Annotated in this window: 16 protein-coding genes; 13 read left to right on the top strand and 3 right to left on the bottom strand. The window is 63.4% G+C overall.

What is annotated here, in order from left to right:
- The first annotated feature begins 352 nt into the window (after nt 1-352).
- The 9 genes from uvrC (at nt 353) to FWD29_00540 (ending at nt 9547) form a co-directional block, all read left to right on the top strand.
- Entirely contained in the window at nt 353-2506 is a 2154-nt protein-coding gene (gene uvrC, locus FWD29_00580; protein MCL2802441.1) for an excinuclease ABC subunit UvrC, read from the top strand.
- Entirely contained in the window at nt 2503-3432 is a 930-nt protein-coding gene (rapZ, locus tag FWD29_00575) for an RNase adapter RapZ (protein ID MCL2802440.1), read from the top strand. The genes uvrC and rapZ overlap by 4 nt, the downstream gene beginning before the upstream one ends.
- Nucleotides 3429-4376, top strand: coding sequence for a uridine diphosphate-N-acetylglucosamine-binding protein YvcK (gene yvcK / locus FWD29_00570; GenBank protein ID MCL2802439.1), 948 nt, complete (start codon nt 3429-3431; stop codon nt 4374-4376). The genes rapZ and yvcK overlap by 4 nt, the downstream gene beginning before the upstream one ends.
- 4 nt (nt 4377-4380) lie before the next feature.
- Nucleotides 4381-5361, top strand: coding sequence for a DNA-binding protein WhiA (gene whiA / locus FWD29_00565; GenBank protein MCL2802438.1), 981 nt, complete (start codon nt 4381-4383; stop codon nt 5359-5361).
- Nucleotides 5362-5649: 288 nt separating this feature from the next.
- Entirely contained in the window at nt 5650-6654 is a 1005-nt protein-coding gene (gene gap / locus FWD29_00560) for a type I glyceraldehyde-3-phosphate dehydrogenase (protein MCL2802437.1), read from the top strand.
- A 96-nt stretch (nt 6655-6750) separates the two neighbouring features.
- The gene (locus tag FWD29_00555) at nt 6751-7947 is read left to right on the top strand and encodes a phosphoglycerate kinase (protein ID MCL2802436.1); all 1197 of its coding nucleotides are present in this window, start codon (nt 6751-6753) and stop codon (nt 7945-7947) included.
- A 2-nt stretch (nt 7948-7949) separates the two neighbouring features.
- Nucleotides 7950-8732, top strand: a complete 783-nt coding sequence (gene tpiA / locus FWD29_00550) for a triose-phosphate isomerase (GenBank protein ID MCL2802435.1) — start codon at nt 7950-7952, stop codon at nt 8730-8732.
- A 23-nt stretch (nt 8733-8755) separates the two neighbouring features.
- Nucleotides 8756-9004 carry a preprotein translocase subunit SecG gene (gene secG, locus FWD29_00545; protein MCL2802434.1) on the top strand — a complete coding sequence of 83 codons (249 nt, stop codon included), beginning with the start codon at nt 8756-8758 and terminating at the stop codon, nt 9002-9004.
- 180 nt (nt 9005-9184) lie between these two features.
- Nucleotides 9185-9547 (top strand): RNA polymerase-binding protein RbpA, encoded by a 363-nt coding sequence (locus tag FWD29_00540; GenBank protein MCL2802433.1) that lies wholly within the window; start codon nt 9185-9187, stop codon nt 9545-9547.
- Nucleotides 9548-9671: 124 nt separating this feature from the next.
- Here the strand turns inward: FWD29_00540 and FWD29_00535 are convergent, their stop codons facing one another.
- Complete coding sequence (locus FWD29_00535) at nt 9672-9986, bottom strand: DUF4190 domain-containing protein (protein MCL2802432.1); 315 nt, start codon at nt 9984-9986, stop codon at nt 9672-9674.
- Between the two features lie 471 nt (nt 9987-10457).
- Here FWD29_00535 and manB point away from each other — a divergent pair, with 471 nt between their 5' ends.
- From manB to FWD29_00520, 3 genes are read left to right on the top strand one after another with little or no spacing between them, the layout of a single operon-like run.
- Nucleotides 10458-11861, top strand: a complete 1404-nt coding sequence (gene manB, locus FWD29_00530) for a phosphomannomutase/phosphoglucomutase (GenBank protein ID MCL2802431.1) — start codon at nt 10458-10460, stop codon at nt 11859-11861.
- A 2-nt stretch (nt 11862-11863) separates the two neighbouring features.
- Nucleotides 11864-12040, top strand: a complete 177-nt coding sequence (locus tag FWD29_00525) for a hypothetical protein (GenBank protein MCL2802430.1) — start codon at nt 11864-11866, stop codon at nt 12038-12040.
- On the top strand, nt 12037-13644 hold the full coding sequence (locus tag FWD29_00520; protein MCL2802429.1) for an adenosylhomocysteinase: 1608 nt from the start codon (nt 12037-12039) through the stop codon (nt 13642-13644). Before FWD29_00525 ends, FWD29_00520 begins: the two co-directional genes overlap by 4 nt.
- Nucleotides 13645-13888: 244 nt before the next feature.
- Here FWD29_00520 and adhP read toward each other — a convergent pair whose 3' ends face one another.
- The gene (adhP, locus tag FWD29_00515; protein ID MCL2802428.1) at nt 13889-14929 is read right to left on the bottom strand and encodes an alcohol dehydrogenase AdhP; all 1041 of its coding nucleotides are present in this window, start codon (nt 14927-14929) and stop codon (nt 13889-13891) included.
- A 345-nt stretch (nt 14930-15274) separates the two neighbouring features.
- Between adhP and FWD29_00510 the strand changes: the two genes are divergently transcribed.
- Entirely contained in the window at nt 15275-16684 is a 1410-nt protein-coding gene (locus tag FWD29_00510) for an MFS transporter (GenBank protein MCL2802427.1), read from the top strand.
- Between the two features lie 157 nt (nt 16685-16841).
- Here FWD29_00510 and FWD29_00505 read toward each other — a convergent pair.
- On the bottom strand, nt 16842-17882 hold a 1041-nt coding region (locus tag FWD29_00505), incomplete at its 5' end, for a fibronectin type III domain-containing protein (protein ID MCL2802426.1).

Below are 17882 nucleotides of genomic sequence, written 5' to 3'. Positions count from 1 at the left end.
TCAGGGGCCCCTTTTCGCGAGTACGAGGTTTGACAGCATCTATTCGTGCCAAACCCTGGACTCGGTGAAGTTGGCCGTGCTGCCAAACCCCGACCTCGCGCGTAGGAGCTGGTCAGGGGCCCCTTTTCGCGACTCCGAGGTTTGACAGCATCCACCGTGCCAAGCCCCGGAATCGGTGGAGTCGGCCGTGCTGCCAAACCCCGACCTCGCGCGTAGGAGCTGGTCAGGGGCCCCTTTTCGCGAGTACGAGGTTTGACAGCATCTATTCGTGCCAAACCCTGGACTCGGTGAAGTTGGCCGTGCTGCCAAACCCCGGACTCGGTGGATCAGAGGGTGTGGCTAGGGTTGGACCATGGCCGAGTCGTCGAGCAATTGGCCGCCAAGCTTTAGGCCCGAGCCGGGCGCGATTCCCACCGCCCCAGGGGTCTATCGCTTTTTCGACCGTGACGGCCGGGTCATTTATGTGGGCAAGGCCAAGAACCTCAGGGCCAGGCTGGCCAACTACTTCCAACCCCTGGGATCGCTTCATCCCAGAACCAGGACCATGGTGACCAGCGCCGCGGGCCTGGAATGGACCACTGTTCGCACCGAGCTTGAAGCCCTGACCTTGGAGTACACCTGGATCAAGGAGTTTGTGCCGCGCTTCAACGTCAAATACCGCGACGACAAGTCCTACCCTTACCTGGCCATCACCATCAGCGAGGAATTCCCCCGGGCCCAGGTCATGCGGGGAACCAAGCGAAAGGGTGTGAAGTACTTTGGGCCTTATGGGCAGGCCTGGGCCATCAGAGAAACGCTCGACCTGCTGACCAGGGTGTTTCCTGTCAGGACCTGCTCGAAAACCGTCTTCAACCGGTATCAAGTCCAAGGCCGGCCCTGTTTGTTGAGCTACATTGGCAAATGCTCGGCCCCTTGTGTTGGCCGAGTCAGTCCTGAAAACCACCGGCAACTCGTCGAGGACTTCATCGACTTTCTGTCCGGTCAAACCGGTCGCTACCTGGCCAGCGTCAATCAGGCCATGGCGCAGGCCGCCCAAGACCAGGACTACGAACGCGCCGCCAAGCTGCGCGATGACGCCGCAGCCCTGGCCAAAGTGGCCGAACAGAACGCCCTGGTCTTACCGGACAACACCGAAGCCGACATCTACGCCATGGCCAGTGACGAGTTGGAGGCCGCGGTCCAGGTCTTTTACATCCGGCGCGGCCGCGTCACCGGCCAACGCGGCTGGATAGTCGAGCTGGTTGAGGATATTGGCCCGGGGGAGCTTGTCAGCCACCTGCTCCAGGCGGCCTACCTTGATGGTGGAGGCCGGGACCTGCCCAAGGAGATCCTGGTGCCACACCTGCCGACCGATGCAGGTAGCTTAGGTCGCTGGTTGGCTGAAAAGCGTGGCTCGGCCGTTGCCATCCGGGTTCCCAAGCGCGGTGACAAGGCCAAACTGGCCACCACCCTGCAGCAAAACGCCGAACAGGCCCTGAGCCTGCACCGCGCCCGCCGCGCCAGCGATTTGACGACTCGATCCCAGGCGCTGAAAGACCTGGCCCAGGCGCTGGACCTCGACCAGGCCCCACTGCGGATCGAGTGCTACGACATTTCCCACACCCAGAGCACCAACCAGGTCGGCTCGATGGTGGTGTTCGAAGATGGCCTGGCCCGCAAGGCTGCCTATCGCCACTTCACAATCAAGGGGCCTGAGGGCGCCGGCGCCCGCGATGACACCGCTGCCATGGCAGAGGTGTTGACCAGGCGGTTTTCGCATGCGCCAGAATCTGGGGCCGATGACGGACCCTCGCCTGGGGAAAACCCGTCGCCTGCTGCCAAACCCCAACCTCGCGAGAAAGAGGCGGTTGATGCCAAACCCCAACCTCGCGGAAAACGGGTGGCTGAAGCACCGGCATCGGCCGAAGCGCGGCGGCCGCCTGATGCCAAACCCCAACCTCGCGGGAAAGAGGCGGTTGATGCCAAACCCCAACCTCGCGGAAAAGAGGCGGCTGAGGCGGCTGGGGCGCCTGAACAGGCGGCCACCACTGCGACCACCAAACCGACCCGGGCCGCCTTTGCCTACCCGCCCAACTTGGTGGTGGTCGACGGCGGCGTGCCCCAAGTCAACGCCGCCCGGCGGGCCATGGACCAAACTGGGGCCGCCCATGTGGCCGTGATTGGCCTGGCCAAGCGACTAGAAGAGGTCTTCCTGCCAGGCCAGCCTTTCCCCGTCATCCTGCCGCGCAGCTCAGAGGGGCTTTTCCTACTACAGCGGCTGCGCGACGAGGCCCACCGCTTTGCCATCACCGCTCACCGAGCCAAGCGGTCCAAGTCGATGACCCGATCGGCACTAAGTGAAATCCCCGGCTTGGGCCCGGCCAAACAGCAGGCGCTGTTGAGGCATTTTGGCTCACTGAAGCAGATCAGGGCGGCCCAAGCGGCCGATCTGACCCAGGTGCCGGGCATAGGCCCCAAGCTGGCGGCCACGATTTGTCACCACCTACGTGGCAAGATTGAAGGGTGAGCGATCCGATCCCAACTTTTCCGGCTGGCCTGCCGGTGTTGGACGCTCTGAAACCGCCCGCCCAAAAACCGGAAGTCTTCATCATCACCGGCATGTCTGGTGCCGGCCGGACCCAGGCCGCTGGCGTGCTCGAAGACCTGGGCTGGTATGTGGTTGACAATCTGCCGCCGCAGATGATTGGGCCTTTGGCCGGCATGATGATGCGCTCCGGCCGCGGCGGGGTCAGGCGGCTAGCGGCAGTGGTTGACGTCCGCTCGGGTGAGTTTTTCCAGTCCCTGATCGAAGCCTTAGAGCAGCTCAGGGAAGCCGGCACGGAGCATCGCATAGTCTTCCTCGACGCTGAGGATGCCGAGCTGGTCAGGCGCTACGAATTTGTCCGCCGGCCGCATCCGCTCCAAGGCGAGGGCACCATTTTGTCCGGGATTGCCCAAGAACGTGAGGTCCTGGCGGCGCTGCGTCAGCAAGCCGACGACTACCTCGACACCACTCATTTCTCAGTCCACGAGCTGACCGACGCCGTTAGCCGCCTGGTCGACCCGGACCGCCAACAGGAACTGACCGTGGCTTTGACCTCGTTCGGTTTCAAACACGGCCTGCCGGTAGACGCCAATTACGTGGTTGACGTGCGCTTTTTGGCCAACCCCTACTGGGTTGATGAGCTGCGCCACCTGACCGGCTTGGACGCGCCGGTGCGGGATTTCGTCATGGGCGAGCCAATGGCCCAGCTTTTTGTTGAGCGCTACGTTGAAGCGTTGGCCGGCACCTTCGAGGGCTATTTGTCCCAGCGCAAAATGTTCCTCTCAATTGCCGTGGGCTGCACCGGCGGGCGGCACCGCTCGGTTGCTATCTCTGAAGCGATTGGCCAAAGCCTGCGCGCCGGCGGCAGGCGAGTGCGCGTTGTCCACCGGGATATGGGGCGAGCATGAGCCGCTCGCCCCGCGTAGTTGCCCTAGGTGGCGGCCATGGCTTGGCCGCATCGCTGCGGGCACTTCGGCATGTCACTAGGGATTTGACGGCCGTGGTGACAGTGGCCGATGACGGCGGCTCATCTGGGCGTCTACGCGGCCAGTTTGGCGCGCTGCCGCCTGGTGATCTGCGTATGGCGCTGGCGGCGCTATCCGGCCACGACCAGTGGGGTGGTACCTGGAGCCAGGTGTTGCAGCACCGTTTTGGCGGCGAAGGCGACTTGTCCGGTCACGCCGTTGGCAACCTGCTGATCGTGGCACTGTGGGAGATTTGCGGCGACCCGGTGGCGGGTTTGGACTACGTTGGCCGCCTGGTCGGGGCCGAAGGCCGGGTCTTGCCAATGTCAGCTGTGCCTTTGGACGTGGGTGCGGAAATCACCCGGATCGTTGACGGAGAGGAGTGGCGCACCACCATTCGCGGCCAAGCTCATGTGGCGGCGGCGGCCGGTCATGTCAACAAGATTTGGTTGAGCCCGCCTGACGCGCCGGCCTGTGCCGAGGCCGTAGCCGCTGTCCGGGAGGCTGATTGGGTGGTGCTTGGTCCAGGGTCTTGGTACACCTCGGTTATCCCGCATTTGCTGATTGACGAGCTGGCGGCAGCCGTAACCAGTCCGTCGGTGCGGCGCCTAGTCACTTTGAACCTAACCGACCAAGGCGGGGAGACCTCCGGTTTCACCGCCTGCGACCACATCAGGGCCTTGGCGGAGTATCTGGGCGGAGCTTCGCTCGATGTCGTTATTGCCGACCCAGACCGGGTCGACAACGAAGCCAACCTGCGCCGATTGGTCTCTGGACTTGGAGCTGAGCTTCTAATCAGACCGGTTAGAAAGAAGGATTCCACCGCTGTGCATGATTCGGTGCTGCTGGCGGCGGCGTATCGTGAAGCCTTTACCAGAGTGAGGTGAGTCGATGGCATTGACCACGGCGGTCAAAGACGAGTTGGCCCGGATCAAGGTGGAGCAAACCTGCTGCCGCCGGGCCGAGGTGGCGGTGGTGCTGCGTTTCGCTGGTGGTCTGCACATCATCTCTGGCCGGATCGTGGTTGAGGCTGAACTGGATACGGCTATTGCGGCGCGGCGACTACGCCAAGCCGTCTCTGAGCTGTACGGCAACACTTCCGAGATCGTTGTGGTCTCCGGCGGCGCGTTGCGCCGTGGCAACCGCTACCACGTTCGTTTCGCCCGCCAGGGCGAGGCGCTGGCCCGCCAAACCGGGCTACTGGACCCGCGCGGCCGCCCTGTTTTGGGCCTGCCTCCCGCCATTGTGGCCGGGGCGTCTTGTGACGCCATCGCTGCCTGGCGCGGGGCTTTTATTGCCCACGGTTCGCTGACCGAGCCGGGGCGGTCTTGCGCCCTTGAAGTCACCGCCCCTGGCCCTGAGGCGGCTTTGGCCCTGGTCGGGGCGGCGCGGCGGCTGGGTGTGGCCTCGAAATCACGCGAAGTGCGTGGCGGTGACAGGGTTGTCATCCGCGACGGTGACGCTATCCACCGCATCTTGACTTTGATGGGGGCCCACGAATCGGTGCTGACCTGGGAGGAACGCCGGATTCGACGCGAAGTGCGCGGCACCGCCAACCGGCTGGCCAATTTTGACGACGCCAATCTGCGCCGCTCTGCCAGAGCCGCGGTAGCGGCGGCCGCCCGGGTGGACCGGGCCTTTGAGATCTTGGGCGACGACGTACCAGATCACCTGCGCGAAGCGGCTGAACTGCGTCTAACAAATCGCCAAGCTTCGCTCGAAGAGCTGGGCGCCATGGCTGACCCGCCACTAACAAAAGACGCTGTCGCCGGGCGGATCCGCCGCCTTTTGGCAATGGCGGACAAACGCGCCATCGAACTAGGCATTGACGGCACCGAAGCCTCGCTGCCCCCCGACGACTTCGACCTCTAGCGGGTTGGTGAGCGACTCTCGCCAGCCGCTCTACGCCATCGGCCCTCGCCTTCCACCGGCCAGCTTGCCGCCAAACATAGGCCGGGCAGCAGGCCAAACAGATGGGCGTCTTGCCCTCGGTGAGTTGAGCCCGCACACCCGCCGAGTCGGCCTTCCGGTGATAGGGTCTTACGTGGCGCCCTGGGGACGCCCCCAGGCCCATTTGTCCAGGGCACGGCGCATGCCGTCTGCCACTTAGCTCGTCTCGTTCGTACCGGTTGGCCCGGTGCGATGCAAGGGGGAACAAACGTGACCATTCGTGTCGGCATCAACGGCTTTGGCCGCATTGGCCGCAACTTTTACCGGTCGATCTTGAACCGGGGTAACGACATCCAGATTGTCGGTGTGAACGATCTGACCGACAACAAGACCCTGGCCCATCTGTTGAAGTATGACTCAGTACTTGGCCGCGCCGATGCGGCTGTCAGCTACAGCGAGGACAGCATCACTGTTGGCGGCAACACCTTCAAGGCCTGCGCTGAAAGAGACCCATCGAAACTGCCATGGGCCGAACTAGGCGCAGATATTGTCATTGAGTCGACCGGCTTCTTCACCGACGCCACCAAGGCCAAGGCCCATATCGACGCTGGGGCCAAGAAGGTCATCATCTCGGCTCCGGCCTCAAACGAGGACGGCACCTTCGTTGTTGGTGTCAACCACACCAACTATGACCCGGCCATCCACCACGTCATCTCCAACGCCAGCTGCACCACCAACTGCCTGGCCCCAGTGGCCAAGGTGCTCAACGACACCTTCGGCATTGTGCGCGGCCTGATGACCACGATTCACGCCTACACCGGCGACCAGAACCTGCAAGACGGACCGCATAAGGATCTGCGCCGGGCGCGGGCCGCGGCTGTCAACATTGTGCCCACCTCGACCGGTGCGGCCAAGGCCGTGGCGCTGGTGCTGCCAGAACTCAAGGGCCTGCTGGACGGCTACGCCCTGCGTGTGCCGACCATTACTGGCTCGGCCACCGACCTGACCTTCACCGCAGCCAAGCCGGTTTCGGTTGAGTCAGTCAACGCGGCGGTTAAGGCCGCGGCCGAGGGCCCAATGAAGGGCGTCCTGGGCTACAGCGAAGAGCCACTGGTCTCCACTGATATCATCACCGATTCGCGCTCGTCGATCTTCGATTCGGGCCTGACCAAGGTGATTGGCGATCAAGTCAAGATCGTGTCCTGGTACGACAACGAGTGGGGCTACTCCTGCCGCCTGGTTGAACTGACCGAATACGTTGGCGCTCGCCTCTAGTCAAATCAAACAACCATGATCCGCCGTGTCCCACCTATGGGCTCGGCGGATCGTGGTTCTAACCCCTGACAGGCACCGGAAGGAAGGCTTACAGCCATGTCAATGAAGACAATCGACCAGCTTGGTGAACTCAACGCTAAGCGCGTCCTAGTGCGGGCAGACCTCAACGTCCCGCTTGACGGCAGTCGCATCACCGATGACGGAAGGGTGCGCGCTTCCCTGCCAACCATCGAACGCTTGACCAAGGCTGGAGCCAAGGTCATCGTCATGGCCCACCTGGGGCGGCCCAAGGGCGCTCCTGAGGCCAAATACTCGTTGGCTCCGGTGGCCGCCCGGTTCAGCGAACTGCTTGGCGCCGAGGTCAAACTGGCCGGTGACACAGTCGGCCCGCTGGCCCAGCAGGCCGTGGCCGAGCTGGCGCCTGGAGGCGTGGTCCTGCTTGAGAACCTGCGCTTCAACGCCGGCGAGACTTCTAAGGACGATGCCGAACGGCTGGCTTTCGCCCAGGAACTGGCGGCTTTGGCTGACGCTTACGTTTCGGACGGTTTTGGGGTGGTTCACCGCAAGCAGGCCTCGGTCTACGACATTGCCAAGTTGTTGCCGGCGGCCGCCGGCGGTCTGGTTCTAACCGAAGTCCAGGCCCTAAGCCGGGCCACGGCCAGTCCCGAGCGTCCCTATGTGGTGGTCTTGGGCGGCTCGAAGGTGTCCGACAAGCTCGGTGTGATTGGCAACTTGCTGGACAAGGCCGACGCCTTGTTGATTGGCGGCGGCATGGTCTACACCTTCCTGGCCGCTAAGGGTTTCAGTGTTGGAGCTTCGCTACTTGAAGCCGACCAGATCGACACGGTCAAGGGTTACCTCGACAAGGCTGCCGCCAAGGGTGTTGACATTGTTTTGCCAACCGACATTGTGGTGGCAGATAAGTTTGCCGCAGACGCCAAGAACTGGGTGGTGGGCGCCGAGGCGATGCCGGACGGCGCCATGGGCCTAGACATTGGCCCGGTCTCCCAGGTGGCATTCGCTGACGCGGTCAAGGGAGCCAGGACCATTGTCTGGAACGGCCCCATGGGTGTCTTCGAATTCGAGGCCTTTGCTGCCGGCACCCGGGCTGTGGCTCAGGCCATGGTTGACGGGGACGGTTTCTCTGTCGTTGGTGGCGGCGATTCGGCCGCGGCGGTCCGGCTACTTGGCCTGCCCGAGGACGGCTTTGGTCACATTTCCACCGGCGGCGGCGCCTCGCTGGAGCTGCTCGAGGGCAAGGTCCTTCCTGGGCTTGAGGTTTTGGAGGGCTGATCATGGCAGATCGCAAGCCGTTTATGGCCGGCAACTGGAAGATGAACTTGGATCACTTCCAGGCCATGGATACTCTCCAGAAGCTGCATTGGGCCCTGAAGGACGCCAGGTTTGACCACGACAAGGTCGAGGTGGCGGTGATTACGCCGTTCACCGACTTGCGCACGGTCCAGACCCTGACCGACGCGGAAAACATGGAAGTGCTTTACGGCGCCCAGGACGTTTCGGTTCACGAAGAAGGCGCCTACACCGGTGAGGTGTCCGGGCAAATGCTGGCCAAGCTGGGCTGCAGCTATGTAGTTGTGGGGCACAGCGAACGGCGCCAGTATCACGGCGAAACCGACCAAGAGGTGGGCGAAAAGGCCGCGGCCGCTTTCCGTCACGACATGGTGCCGATCATCTGTGTCGGTGAGGCTCTGGAGATCCGCAAGGCCGGTGACCAGGTGGCTTACACTCTGGCTCAGATCGACGGGGCTTTCGGTGAACTGACTCCAGACCAGGCGGCCAAGGCTGTCGTGGCCTACGAGCCAGTTTGGGCCATTGGTACCGGCGAAGTCGCTACCCCTGAGGACGCCCAAGAGGTTTGCGGCGCGATTCGCGGACGGCTGAGTGAGCTCTACGGGCAACAAACCGGTGACGGCATCAGGGTCTTGTACGGTGGTTCGGTCAAGTCATCCAACGTGGCCGCCATTATGGAGCAACCCGACGTTGACGGCGCGTTAGTGGGTGGCGCTTCGCTTGATCCGGACGAATTCGCTAAGATCGCTCGGTTCGAAGAACACTAGCCAACCAAGTAAGATAGGCCGCCGTGACCGCATTGACCATTTCGCTCCAGGTAGTCCTGGTGCTTACTAGCGCCTTCCTTGTCCTGCTGATTCTGATGCACAAGGGCAAGGGCGGGGGCTTGAGCGATATGTTTGGCGGCGGCTTTTCTTCCAACCTGGGCTCATCCGGTGTGGCGGAGAAGAATCTCAACCGGATCACAGTCTGGGTGGGAATTGCTTGGATTGCAGCTGTGTTACTCCTAGCGTGGCTACACAAGGTCAACATCAGCTGACCTGTGGCCCCAACCGGACTGGGGCCTGGTGAACGACCAGGCCCCACCAGTCGGGTTTATGCTGTCCAAGGCTTGGCGTTGGACGGTGCCCGGATACTTGGCTTGCCTAGTGGACCTGGCACTGGCGTCCGGTTGACCTGATCCAATCAAGGCCCAAGAAGTGGAAGTGGAAGAACAATAATGGCTGGCGGTAGCGCAATTAGGGGCTCGCGTGTGGGCGCAGGGCCAATGGGCGAAGAAGAACGCGGTGAGGTGGCACCACGGATCACCATCAGTTACTGGTGTGCCAATCTCCATGAGACTAGGCCCAGTTTCGTCGATGACCCGGCTACCACCGTGCCCGCCTTGTGGGACTGCCCCAGGTGTGGTTTTCCGGCGGGGACCGACCCGCTCAGGCCGCCGGCGCCGCCCAAGAATGAGCCCTACAAGACTCATTTGGCCTACGTCAAGGAGCGCCGCAGCGACGATGACGGCGCCCAACTGCTCGACGAGGCGCTTCAGGCCTTGCGCCAGCGCCGCGGCGAAGCCTCAGCCGAATCCTAGGCACCGGCCAAAGACCTGCCGATCATCAATTGTCCGGCAGCCAAGCCGAGCCACAGGCGGCGGCCGGCGAACCGGCTGCTGCTATGGGTGGCGGATCGGCTTGTCTGGGACCAGATCAAGGCGGCTAGTAGAGGTGAGTCGAATGGTACGAATAGTCCCAGACGAAGAGCCAAATCATGAAGGCGATGCCAAATGCAAGTGACACGTAGCTGACAATCGTGCCGGCCAGGGCCATGCCGCGGTTATTCGCTCTACCCCGCCGGCAGGCACTGAGGCCCAAATGGCCTGTGATGACCCCAGCCAAAGCGGCCAGCACCGGCAGGAAAAAGAAACCGGCAACGCCGCAGGCCAGTGACGCCACCCCAAGACCGTTTCGCGAACGGGCGTCCTCAAACGCCCGGTAAACGGCATAGGGGTCAAAGTAGGGGCCCGGCGCCATGTGGTCTGGGAGAAAGGCGCCAGGCTGAGGCGGCGACCAACCCGACACGCCGTACGGCGGGAGAGCCATGTGCCCCGGAGGCGTGACACCGGAATCAGGCGGATAACTGGCGCTGGGCGGGTAATCGACAGCCGGATTCTCAGGTGGTGGCCAGGCAGGTGGATAACCGTATGGTTTCCACTTGGAGGGCCCGGCTGGTTCAACGGCGCTTCAGTTGGCGGGCCCGTTGGCACGCCGGGTGATCCCGAGCCGCTCATTCATCCAGGCTAGCGAGCCTGGTGCCACAAGGGCCGCCCAGAGGTTGGTCTGCGATGAACTGTGACCCACTCGTTACCGGCGATCACACAGAACAAAATGACTTGGGGCCAAATGGCGCGGCCCACACGGCCGCGACGTGCTGGCTTCAGACAATCCTCAAGACCCGCTGGCCGCAACGGCCCGGGGCTGGACGGCGTAAGCTACGCTTTCCCGATGCGCCCGCTCGCAGCCATCGTCAAGGCCAATGACCTGCGCGGCCCTGTGCCCCAGGCTTGGGGCCGGGACGAGGCGTGCGCCATCGGCGCGGCTTTACCCCAGTTGCTGGACGGAGCCAAGGCCATCTACCTGGGACGCGACTGCCGCCTAAGCGGGCCAGGTCTGGCCGCCGCCCTGACGGACGGCCTAACCTCCCAAGGCGTCGACGTGATTGACCTAGGAATGGTCTCAACTGACGCCGTCTACTACGCCAGCGGCGCCCACTCATTGCCGGGCGTCGTGCTGACGGCCAGCCACAACCCGCCCGGCGAAAACGGCCTCAAGCTGATGCAGCCCGGAGCCAAACCGATTGGCCGCGACAACGGTCTTAGCCGTCTGGTCGAGCTGGCAGAGCAAAACCCCACGCCACCCCCGGCTGGCCAACCCGGGTGGGTCCGTCAGCTAGACATTTGGCCCGCCTTTGCCAGCTATTTGCGTTCGGTGGTCGACTTGGCCACGATCCGCCCGTTGAAGGTCGTGGCCGATGCCGGCAACGGCCTAGGTGGGATCGTCACCCAGGCGGTCCTGGGCCAAGGCGCCGGTCTTGAGCCCCTGCCGGTCGAGTTGGTGCCACTGTTCGGTGAGCCAGACGGCCGTTTCCCCAATCATCCGGCCAACCCAATCGACCCGGCCAATCTGGTTGATCTACAGCGGGCCGTGGTCGCCAACGGGGCAGATCTGGGACTGGCCTTCGATGGCGACGCCGACCGTTGCTTTGTGGTTGATGAGGCCGGTCAGGCTGTGACGGCCTCGGCCATCGGCACCATGATCGCGGTCAGCCTGGTGGCTCAGGAAAAGGCCGCCGGGCGTGAGGCAGTGATTGTGCACAACGCCATCACCTCGCGCGCCTTGCCGGAAATGGTTGAAGCGGCCGGCGGCCATCTGGTGCGCACACCTGTCGGACACGCGCTCATAAAACCGGTCATGGCCAGCCAAGACGCCGTTTTCGGGGCCGAACATTCCGGCCACTACTACTTCCGTGACTTTTTCTACGCTGATACGGGAATCTTGACGGCCATGCATGTCCTGGCTCTGCTGGGCCGCAGCCAAGAGCCGATGTCCCAACTGGCGGCCAGATTCGATCCCTACGCCGCGTCGGGAGAAATCAACTTCAAAGTGGCTGATCCGGCTGGCGCCATTGAGCGGGTCTTGAACCACTTCGCAACCACGATTGCCAGCGGCGAAATCGCAGTTGACCGGCTTGACGGCGTGACTTTGGACCACTGGCACGGCCCCGAGAAGTGGTGGGCCAACATCCGTCCGTCGAACACGGAAACCATTTTGCGGCTGAACGTTGAGGCGAAAAAACCAGAAATGATGGCACAATTGCGTGTCGAGTTGTCAAAATTGCTGGAGGAGTGAAATTGACCAATCAGAGGTGGCTGTGGCTGATCATCCGATGCCCCAATTGTCAAGGTGAACTGAGCGACGCCGGTCCCCAGGTGATCTGCTCGTCTTGTCGTCTGGCCTACCCGGTCGAAGACGGCGTACCTGGACTTTTGGCTCACCGGGCGGTACCCCACGCCATGTCGCCGCTGTGACAAACACTCCCAAGCTGGCTCGCCAGCCCGGCCGCTTTGCCGTCAGGTCACTGGATCTGGCGCCAGCCGGGCGTCACCAGATCTGCCTTGCCGAACAGCAAATGCCAGGGTTGATGGCTCTGCGGTCCGAGCTTGGCCCGTCCAAACCGCTCAGCGGCGCCAGGATCACCGGCTCGCTGCACATGACCGTGCAAACCGCGGTCTTGATCGAAACGCTGATCGAGCTGGGCGCCCAGGTTCGCTGGGCCAGCTGCAACATCTTTTCGACTCAGGACGAGGCGGCGGCAGCGGTGGTGGTTGGCCCGACCGGCAGCACCAACAGCCTGGCCATCAGCACTGACAGCCCGACCAACAGCGGCAACAGCCCGACCATCAGCACTGACAGCCCGACCAACAGCGGCAACAGCCCGGTCAACAGCCCCGACAGCCCGGTCAAGAGCGGCAACAGCCCGGTCAACAGTCCCGACAGCCCGGCCGGCCCGCCGGTCTTCGCCTGGAAGGGTGAGTCGCTGGCCGAATACTGGTGGGCCACCGCCCAGGCTCTCAACTGGGGTCAGGCGCAGCCCAACTTGATCTTGGACGATGGAGGCGACGCCACCTTGGCGGTTCACGTGGGCCGGGACTTTGAAGCGGACGGCCAGGACGCGGCATCGTACGCGGCGCTGGGGGAAAGCCTCGAAGGCCGCGAGATCCAGGCCATGGTTAGGGCCGAGGCGGCCAGACGGTCCGGCTACTGGACCGGCTTGGCCGGCGCGATTGTGGGGGTGAGCGAAGAGACCACCACCGGGGTGCTGCGGCTCTACCAGCTGGCCGAGGCCGGCAAGCTGGCCTTTCCCGCCATCAACGTCAACGACTCGGTGACCAAGTCAAAGTTCGACAACATCTACGGTATTCGCCACTCCTTGCCAGACGGGCTGAACCGCGCCACCGACATGTTGATTGGCGGCAAAACGGCGGTGGTCTGCGGTTATGGCGACGTGGGCAAAGGCGCGGCGGCGGCTTTGCGCGGTCAGGGCGCGCGCGTGGTCGTGACGGAGATAGACCCGATTTGCGCGCTACAGGCGGCCATGGACGGCTACCAGGTGGCGCAGCTTGACGCCGTCATCGCTGTTGCTGACTTCGTAGTCACGGCAACCGGCAATCGCGATGTGGTTACAGCCGCGCAGATGGCGGCGATGAAGGACAAATGCGTGGTTGGCAACGTCGGTCATTTCGACAATGAAATTGACATGGCCGGTTTGGCTGGCTGGCCGGGTGTGCGGCGTTTGCCTGTCAAAGACCAGGTCGATGAGTGGGTCTTCGAAGATGGGCATTCGATCCTGGTGCTAAGTGAGGGTCGGCTGCTGAACCTGGGAAATGCCACCGGGCACCCGTCGTTTGTGATGTCCTGCTCGTTCGCCAACCAAGTGTTAGCCCAGATCGAGCTGTTCCGCGGTGGCCTGGAACTGGGCGTGCACCGACTGCCCAAGGAGCTGGATGAAAAGGTGGCCGGGCTGCATCTGGCGGCCCTGGGAGTCGACCTAACCCGGCTGACGGCCGCCCAGGCGGCCTACATCGGCGTGGATTTGGACGGCCCCTACAAACCCGACCACTACCGCTACTAGCCCCGGTACCACCGCCCCCAAACCCCGCCCCAACCCACCCTGACCAGCCCCTTCACGCGAGTCCAGGGTTTCGCATCACCTCTCTACGACCGCACCCTTCAGCGAGTCCAGGGTTTCGCACCACCCCGTTTTCAGCGAGTCCAGGGTTTGTCAGCACCTCACCCTGGCCACCTTTTTCACGCGAGTCCAGGGTCCGGCAGCAGGCAGTCGTGCCAAACCCTGAACTCGGTGAAATGTGGGGATACTAGGCGGACATGTCCAGGACGATGCGACCGTCGATGTGGCCAGCCAGCATCTCGTCGAAAATGTCATTGATGCTTGACAGGGGTCTGGTGGTGAAGGTCGGTTTGATCTGGCCGTTGGCAAAGAAACCCAGACACTCTTCCATGTCAGCCCGGCCACCCACGATCGAGCCGCGAACAGTCAGGCCGAACAGCACGGTGGTGAAGATGTCCAGCGGGAAGGCCTCAGGTGGCAGGCCGACCAGCGAGACCGTGCCGCCGCGCCGAAGCGCGCCAACGGCCTGAGGGAAGGCCTCGCTGCCCACAGCTGTCACCAGCGCACCATGGACACCGCCGCCACCAACCTGGTCCTTGATTTCCGTCACCGGGTCGGCCGAGGTGGCCGCGTTGACGCAGACCTCTGCGCCGTGCTGACGGGCCAGAGCCAGCTTGTCCTCGGCCACGTCGATGGCGGCCACGCGCATGCCCATGGCTCGGGCGTATTGCACGGCGATGTGGCCCAGTCCGCCAATGCCGCTGATCAGCATCCATTCGCCCGGATGAGTGTCGGCGACCTTAAGCCCCTTGTAGACCGTTACGCCAGCGCACAAGATAGGCGCCACGGCTGCCGGGTCAGCGCCATCGGGAATGATGGGGCAGTAACGCGAGTCGACCAGCATGTACTGGGCGAACGAGCCGTCCACGCCGTAACCGGAATTGGACTGGTTTTCGCACAGGGTCTCCCAGCCGCGCTGGCAGTACTGGCAGGCGCCACAAGCGCTGGCCAGCCAGGCGTTGCCGACCCGCTGACCGGCTTTGACGCGGGTGGCTTCGGGACCGAGCTCAACCACCACGCCGGAGCCCTCATGTCCGGGGACAAACGGCGGACTGGGCTTGACCGGCCAGTCGCCCTGAGCGGCATGCAGGTCGGTGTGACAAACGCCGGAATAGTCCACTTTGACCAGAGCCTGGTAGGGGCCGGGCTGCGGGATCGGCACATCGGTCAAGGCCAGCGGTTGGCCCAGCTCCGTCACAACGGCAGCCTTCATCGTATTTGTGGTCATGTCGCATCCCCTCATGAAAGGTTCCAGTTTTGAGACAAACTACCACCCCGGGGACCGGGTCGATTACCGGGCACCGGCCGCGTCCAGGCCGGCAGCAATGGGGCAATAGTCAGGGGAAACACGGCGGGTCTAGCGGCTGGGTCCATGGGCGGCGACCGCCGGCCCTACGCCTCTACCTGCCAGGCAGCGCCTCCGGGGCCTGGCGGCTACCCAGTTGGCAGACTCGCCAGAACCGAATACTGCTCGCCCGCCGCGAGAAGTGGCTCGCCGGCGCGGGGGACAGGTCGTAGGCTAGTCCGGTGGCGCGGCACCGCCACTAGTAATCGTGGCCGTTAGGAGGGGCGGATGCCTGGTACCGGCTCCCACCTTCCCCAGGACTCCGCCGCCGTTTACCCCGGCCGATGGCGCGCCTTGGCCGTGATTGCGCCCGTCCAGTTTGTCCTGCTGCTGAACATTTCTGTGGTCAATGTGGCGCTGCCCTCGATCAGGCACCACTTCAATCTCAGTGATGTGACTTTGACTTGGGTGGTCACCGCCTACATGATCGCCGCCGGGTCGTTGCTGCTGTTGGGCGGTCGCATTGGCGACGTCATCGGGCTCAAACGGGCCTTCATCGTAGGGATCGGCCTCTACGGCCTGGCCTCGCTCAGCGCGGCCCTGGCACCCACGGCTTGGGTGCTTATCGCCTCGACCGCCGGCCAAGGCGTGGGCGAGGCGCTGGCCGGGGCGACTGGGCTAGCCATGTTGTCTATGCTGTTCCCCTCCGGCCCGGAGCGGGCCAAGGCCTTCACGCTCTGGGCGGCGATTGCCGGGATTGGCTCGACCGTTGGCGTGGTGGTTTCGGGGCTCTTGACCGACTACTTCTCCTGGCGCTGGGTCTTCGGCATTAATGTGCCGTTGATTGGGGGACTGGCAGTAGCCTGCATATTGCTGGTGCCGCCTATGCCGGCCGGCCGGCGGGTGCGCCTCGACATCTCTCTGGCAGTTGCGACGGTGACGGCCATGGCGGGGTTGGTCTGGGGTCTGGCCGGCACGTCTTTGGAAGGCCTTTGGCTGGTCCGAGTGCTGTTGGTGGCGGCGGGCGCTGCGGGCATGGCGGCAGTGTTGTGGGCCTCGCGCCGCGGGCAGGATCGTATTGTGCCGGCTCGGTTGTTGCAGCGTTCACCGAGGTTGGTCGGATACGCCATCATCGGCGTCCAGGGGGCGGTCAACGGGGCGGTCTTCTTCCTGGGGGCATTGCTAATGCAGGACCTGCTTGGTTTCAGCCCGACTCAAGCTGGCTTCGCCTGGTTGCCCTGCTGCCTGGGCTTTTTCCCTGGATTGTGGTTGTCGCGGGTGATTCAGCGGCGCTGGAGCCCGCGGGCGGCGGCGACAGTGGGTTTGGCCATGAACGGCGCCGCCATGGCGGTGTTTGCCTTGGGCACTTATTCCGACCTTTTTGTGGTCGTGTCGCTGCCGGTTAGCGCGGTGATGACAGCGGGCCTGGGCTGTGTCTCGCCGGTGTCGCAGTCTTGGGCCACGCTTGGTCTGAAGGGTGGCGATGCCGGGGCTGGCGGCGCCCTGCCCATGACGGTTCAGCAGCTGGCCAACGCAGCTGGGATTGCGCTTTTCGCTTCGGTGGCCGCGGCTCTGACGATTGGCCCTCAGGCGGCGGCGTTTGACCGGCCTGGTTTCGCCGGTGCTTTTTGGGTGGGTTCAGCGGTGATGGTGGGTATCGCCATTGTCGCCTGGCGCCTGGCACCGCGCGGCCGGTAATGCCTGGCACCAATCCGGATGCGCAACATGCCCAGTGGCTAGCGCATTAACGGCGTCTTTGCGCATGGCGGAGGTAATGCCAGTGGCAGGCCTCTAATGGGCAGAGCCGATCCCCGGCGCGCCGCACCGGAGATCGGCTCTGCCGCGAAACCTGCCCCTAGCGGAAATTGCTTATGATTTTTGCTTTCATGTCATGATCCAGCTTCATCAGTTTCGTAAGAAGCCCAATCATTTCGTCATAATTCTGGGCGTTCCTGTTGAGGTTCTCCAGCCGTTGTATGTCACTTGCCTCCGAGCGAGTAGTTGGCATTTGCCAGAGTTGGTCAAACAGCTTCACAATGCAGGTCGCTACGGTCCCAACGGTCGTCGACTGCGAACAACCCTGTGGTGCTGCCGGTACGGAGGCAACCTGTACCCAGGCCGATGAGCCGCCTGAGTTCACAGCACGCACCCGATAAATGTTGGTTCCCGCAGCTGTCAGATTCTTGGAGACAAACGATACGGCAGTCTTTGTCGTATAGCCCGAGTCGGTTGTCCAGTTCCAACTGGTTTTGGCTGACTGGTATTCAACCTGGTACGAGGCGGCGCCCGACGAGGCCTTCCAGGAGACCGTGACAGCCGAGGCGGTGCGGTCCGTAACCTTTAGGCCAATGGGAGCAGGCGGGGGGTTCACGGTGGTGGGGTACTTAACCTCGACCCAGGCCGACGAGCCGCCCGAGTTCACGGCGCGTACCCGATAGAAGTAGGTTCCTGAGGCCGCCAGATTAGTGGAAACGAACGACACGGCTGTCTTGGTTTTGTAGTCAGTTTCCGTCTTCCAAGCCCAGGATGTGTTGGCGGACTGGTATTCAACCTCGTACGAGGCGGCGCCGGCCGAAGCGTTCCAGGAGACCGTGGCGGATGTGTTGTCACGCTTTACCGCCTTTAGTCCAGTGGGAGCAGGCGGGCGGGCTACGGTACCGGGGTAGTTCACCTCGACCCAGGCTGACGCGCCACCCGAGTTCAGGGCGCGCACCCGGTACTTGTAGTTTGGCGGGTTGGCCAGATTGGTGGAGACAAACGATGTGGCTGTATTTGTCTTGTAGTCCGTCTCCGTCTTCCAGGTCCAGCTGGTGTTGGCTGACTGGTATTCAACCTGGTACGAGGCGGCGCCCGACGAGGCCTTCCAGGAGACCGTGACAGCCGAGGCGGTGCGGTC

It is taken from the genome of Micrococcales bacterium, assembly GCA_009784895.1.
Classification (GTDB): domain Bacteria; phylum Actinomycetota; class Actinomycetes; order Actinomycetales; family WQXJ01; genus WQXJ01.
The sequence above is the reverse complement of the archived record's forward strand: the minus strand, read 5'-3'. Positions and strand labels throughout refer to the sequence as shown.

What these genes read in the sequence shown, in the direction of transcription:
- adhP (MCL2802428.1), bottom strand. Translation starts at nt 14,929, where the DNA reads ATGACCACAAATACGATGAAGGCTGCCGTTGTGACGGAGCTGGGCCAA.
- uvrC (MCL2802441.1), top strand. Translation starts at nt 353, where the DNA reads ATGGCCGAGTCGTCGAGCAATTGGCCGCCAAGCTTTAGGCCCGAGCCG.
- FWD29_00510 (MCL2802427.1), top strand. Translation starts at nt 15,275, where the DNA reads ATGCCTGGTACCGGCTCCCACCTTCCCCAGGACTCCGCCGCCGTTTAC.
- FWD29_00540 (MCL2802433.1), top strand. Translation starts at nt 9,185, where the DNA reads ATGGCTGGCGGTAGCGCAATTAGGGGCTCGCGTGTGGGCGCAGGGCCA.
- FWD29_00535 (MCL2802432.1), bottom strand. Translation starts at nt 9,986, where the DNA reads ATGGCGCCGGGCCCCTACTTTGACCCCTATGCCGTTTACCGGGCGTTT.
- yvcK (MCL2802439.1), top strand. Translation starts at nt 3,429, where the DNA reads ATGAGCCGCTCGCCCCGCGTAGTTGCCCTAGGTGGCGGCCATGGCTTG.
- whiA (MCL2802438.1), top strand. Translation starts at nt 4,381, where the DNA reads ATGGCATTGACCACGGCGGTCAAAGACGAGTTGGCCCGGATCAAGGTG.
- tpiA (MCL2802435.1), top strand. Translation starts at nt 7,950, where the DNA reads ATGGCAGATCGCAAGCCGTTTATGGCCGGCAACTGGAAGATGAACTTG.
- FWD29_00555 (MCL2802436.1), top strand. Translation starts at nt 6,751, where the DNA reads ATGTCAATGAAGACAATCGACCAGCTTGGTGAACTCAACGCTAAGCGC.
- manB (MCL2802431.1), top strand. Translation starts at nt 10,458, where the DNA reads ATGCGCCCGCTCGCAGCCATCGTCAAGGCCAATGACCTGCGCGGCCCT.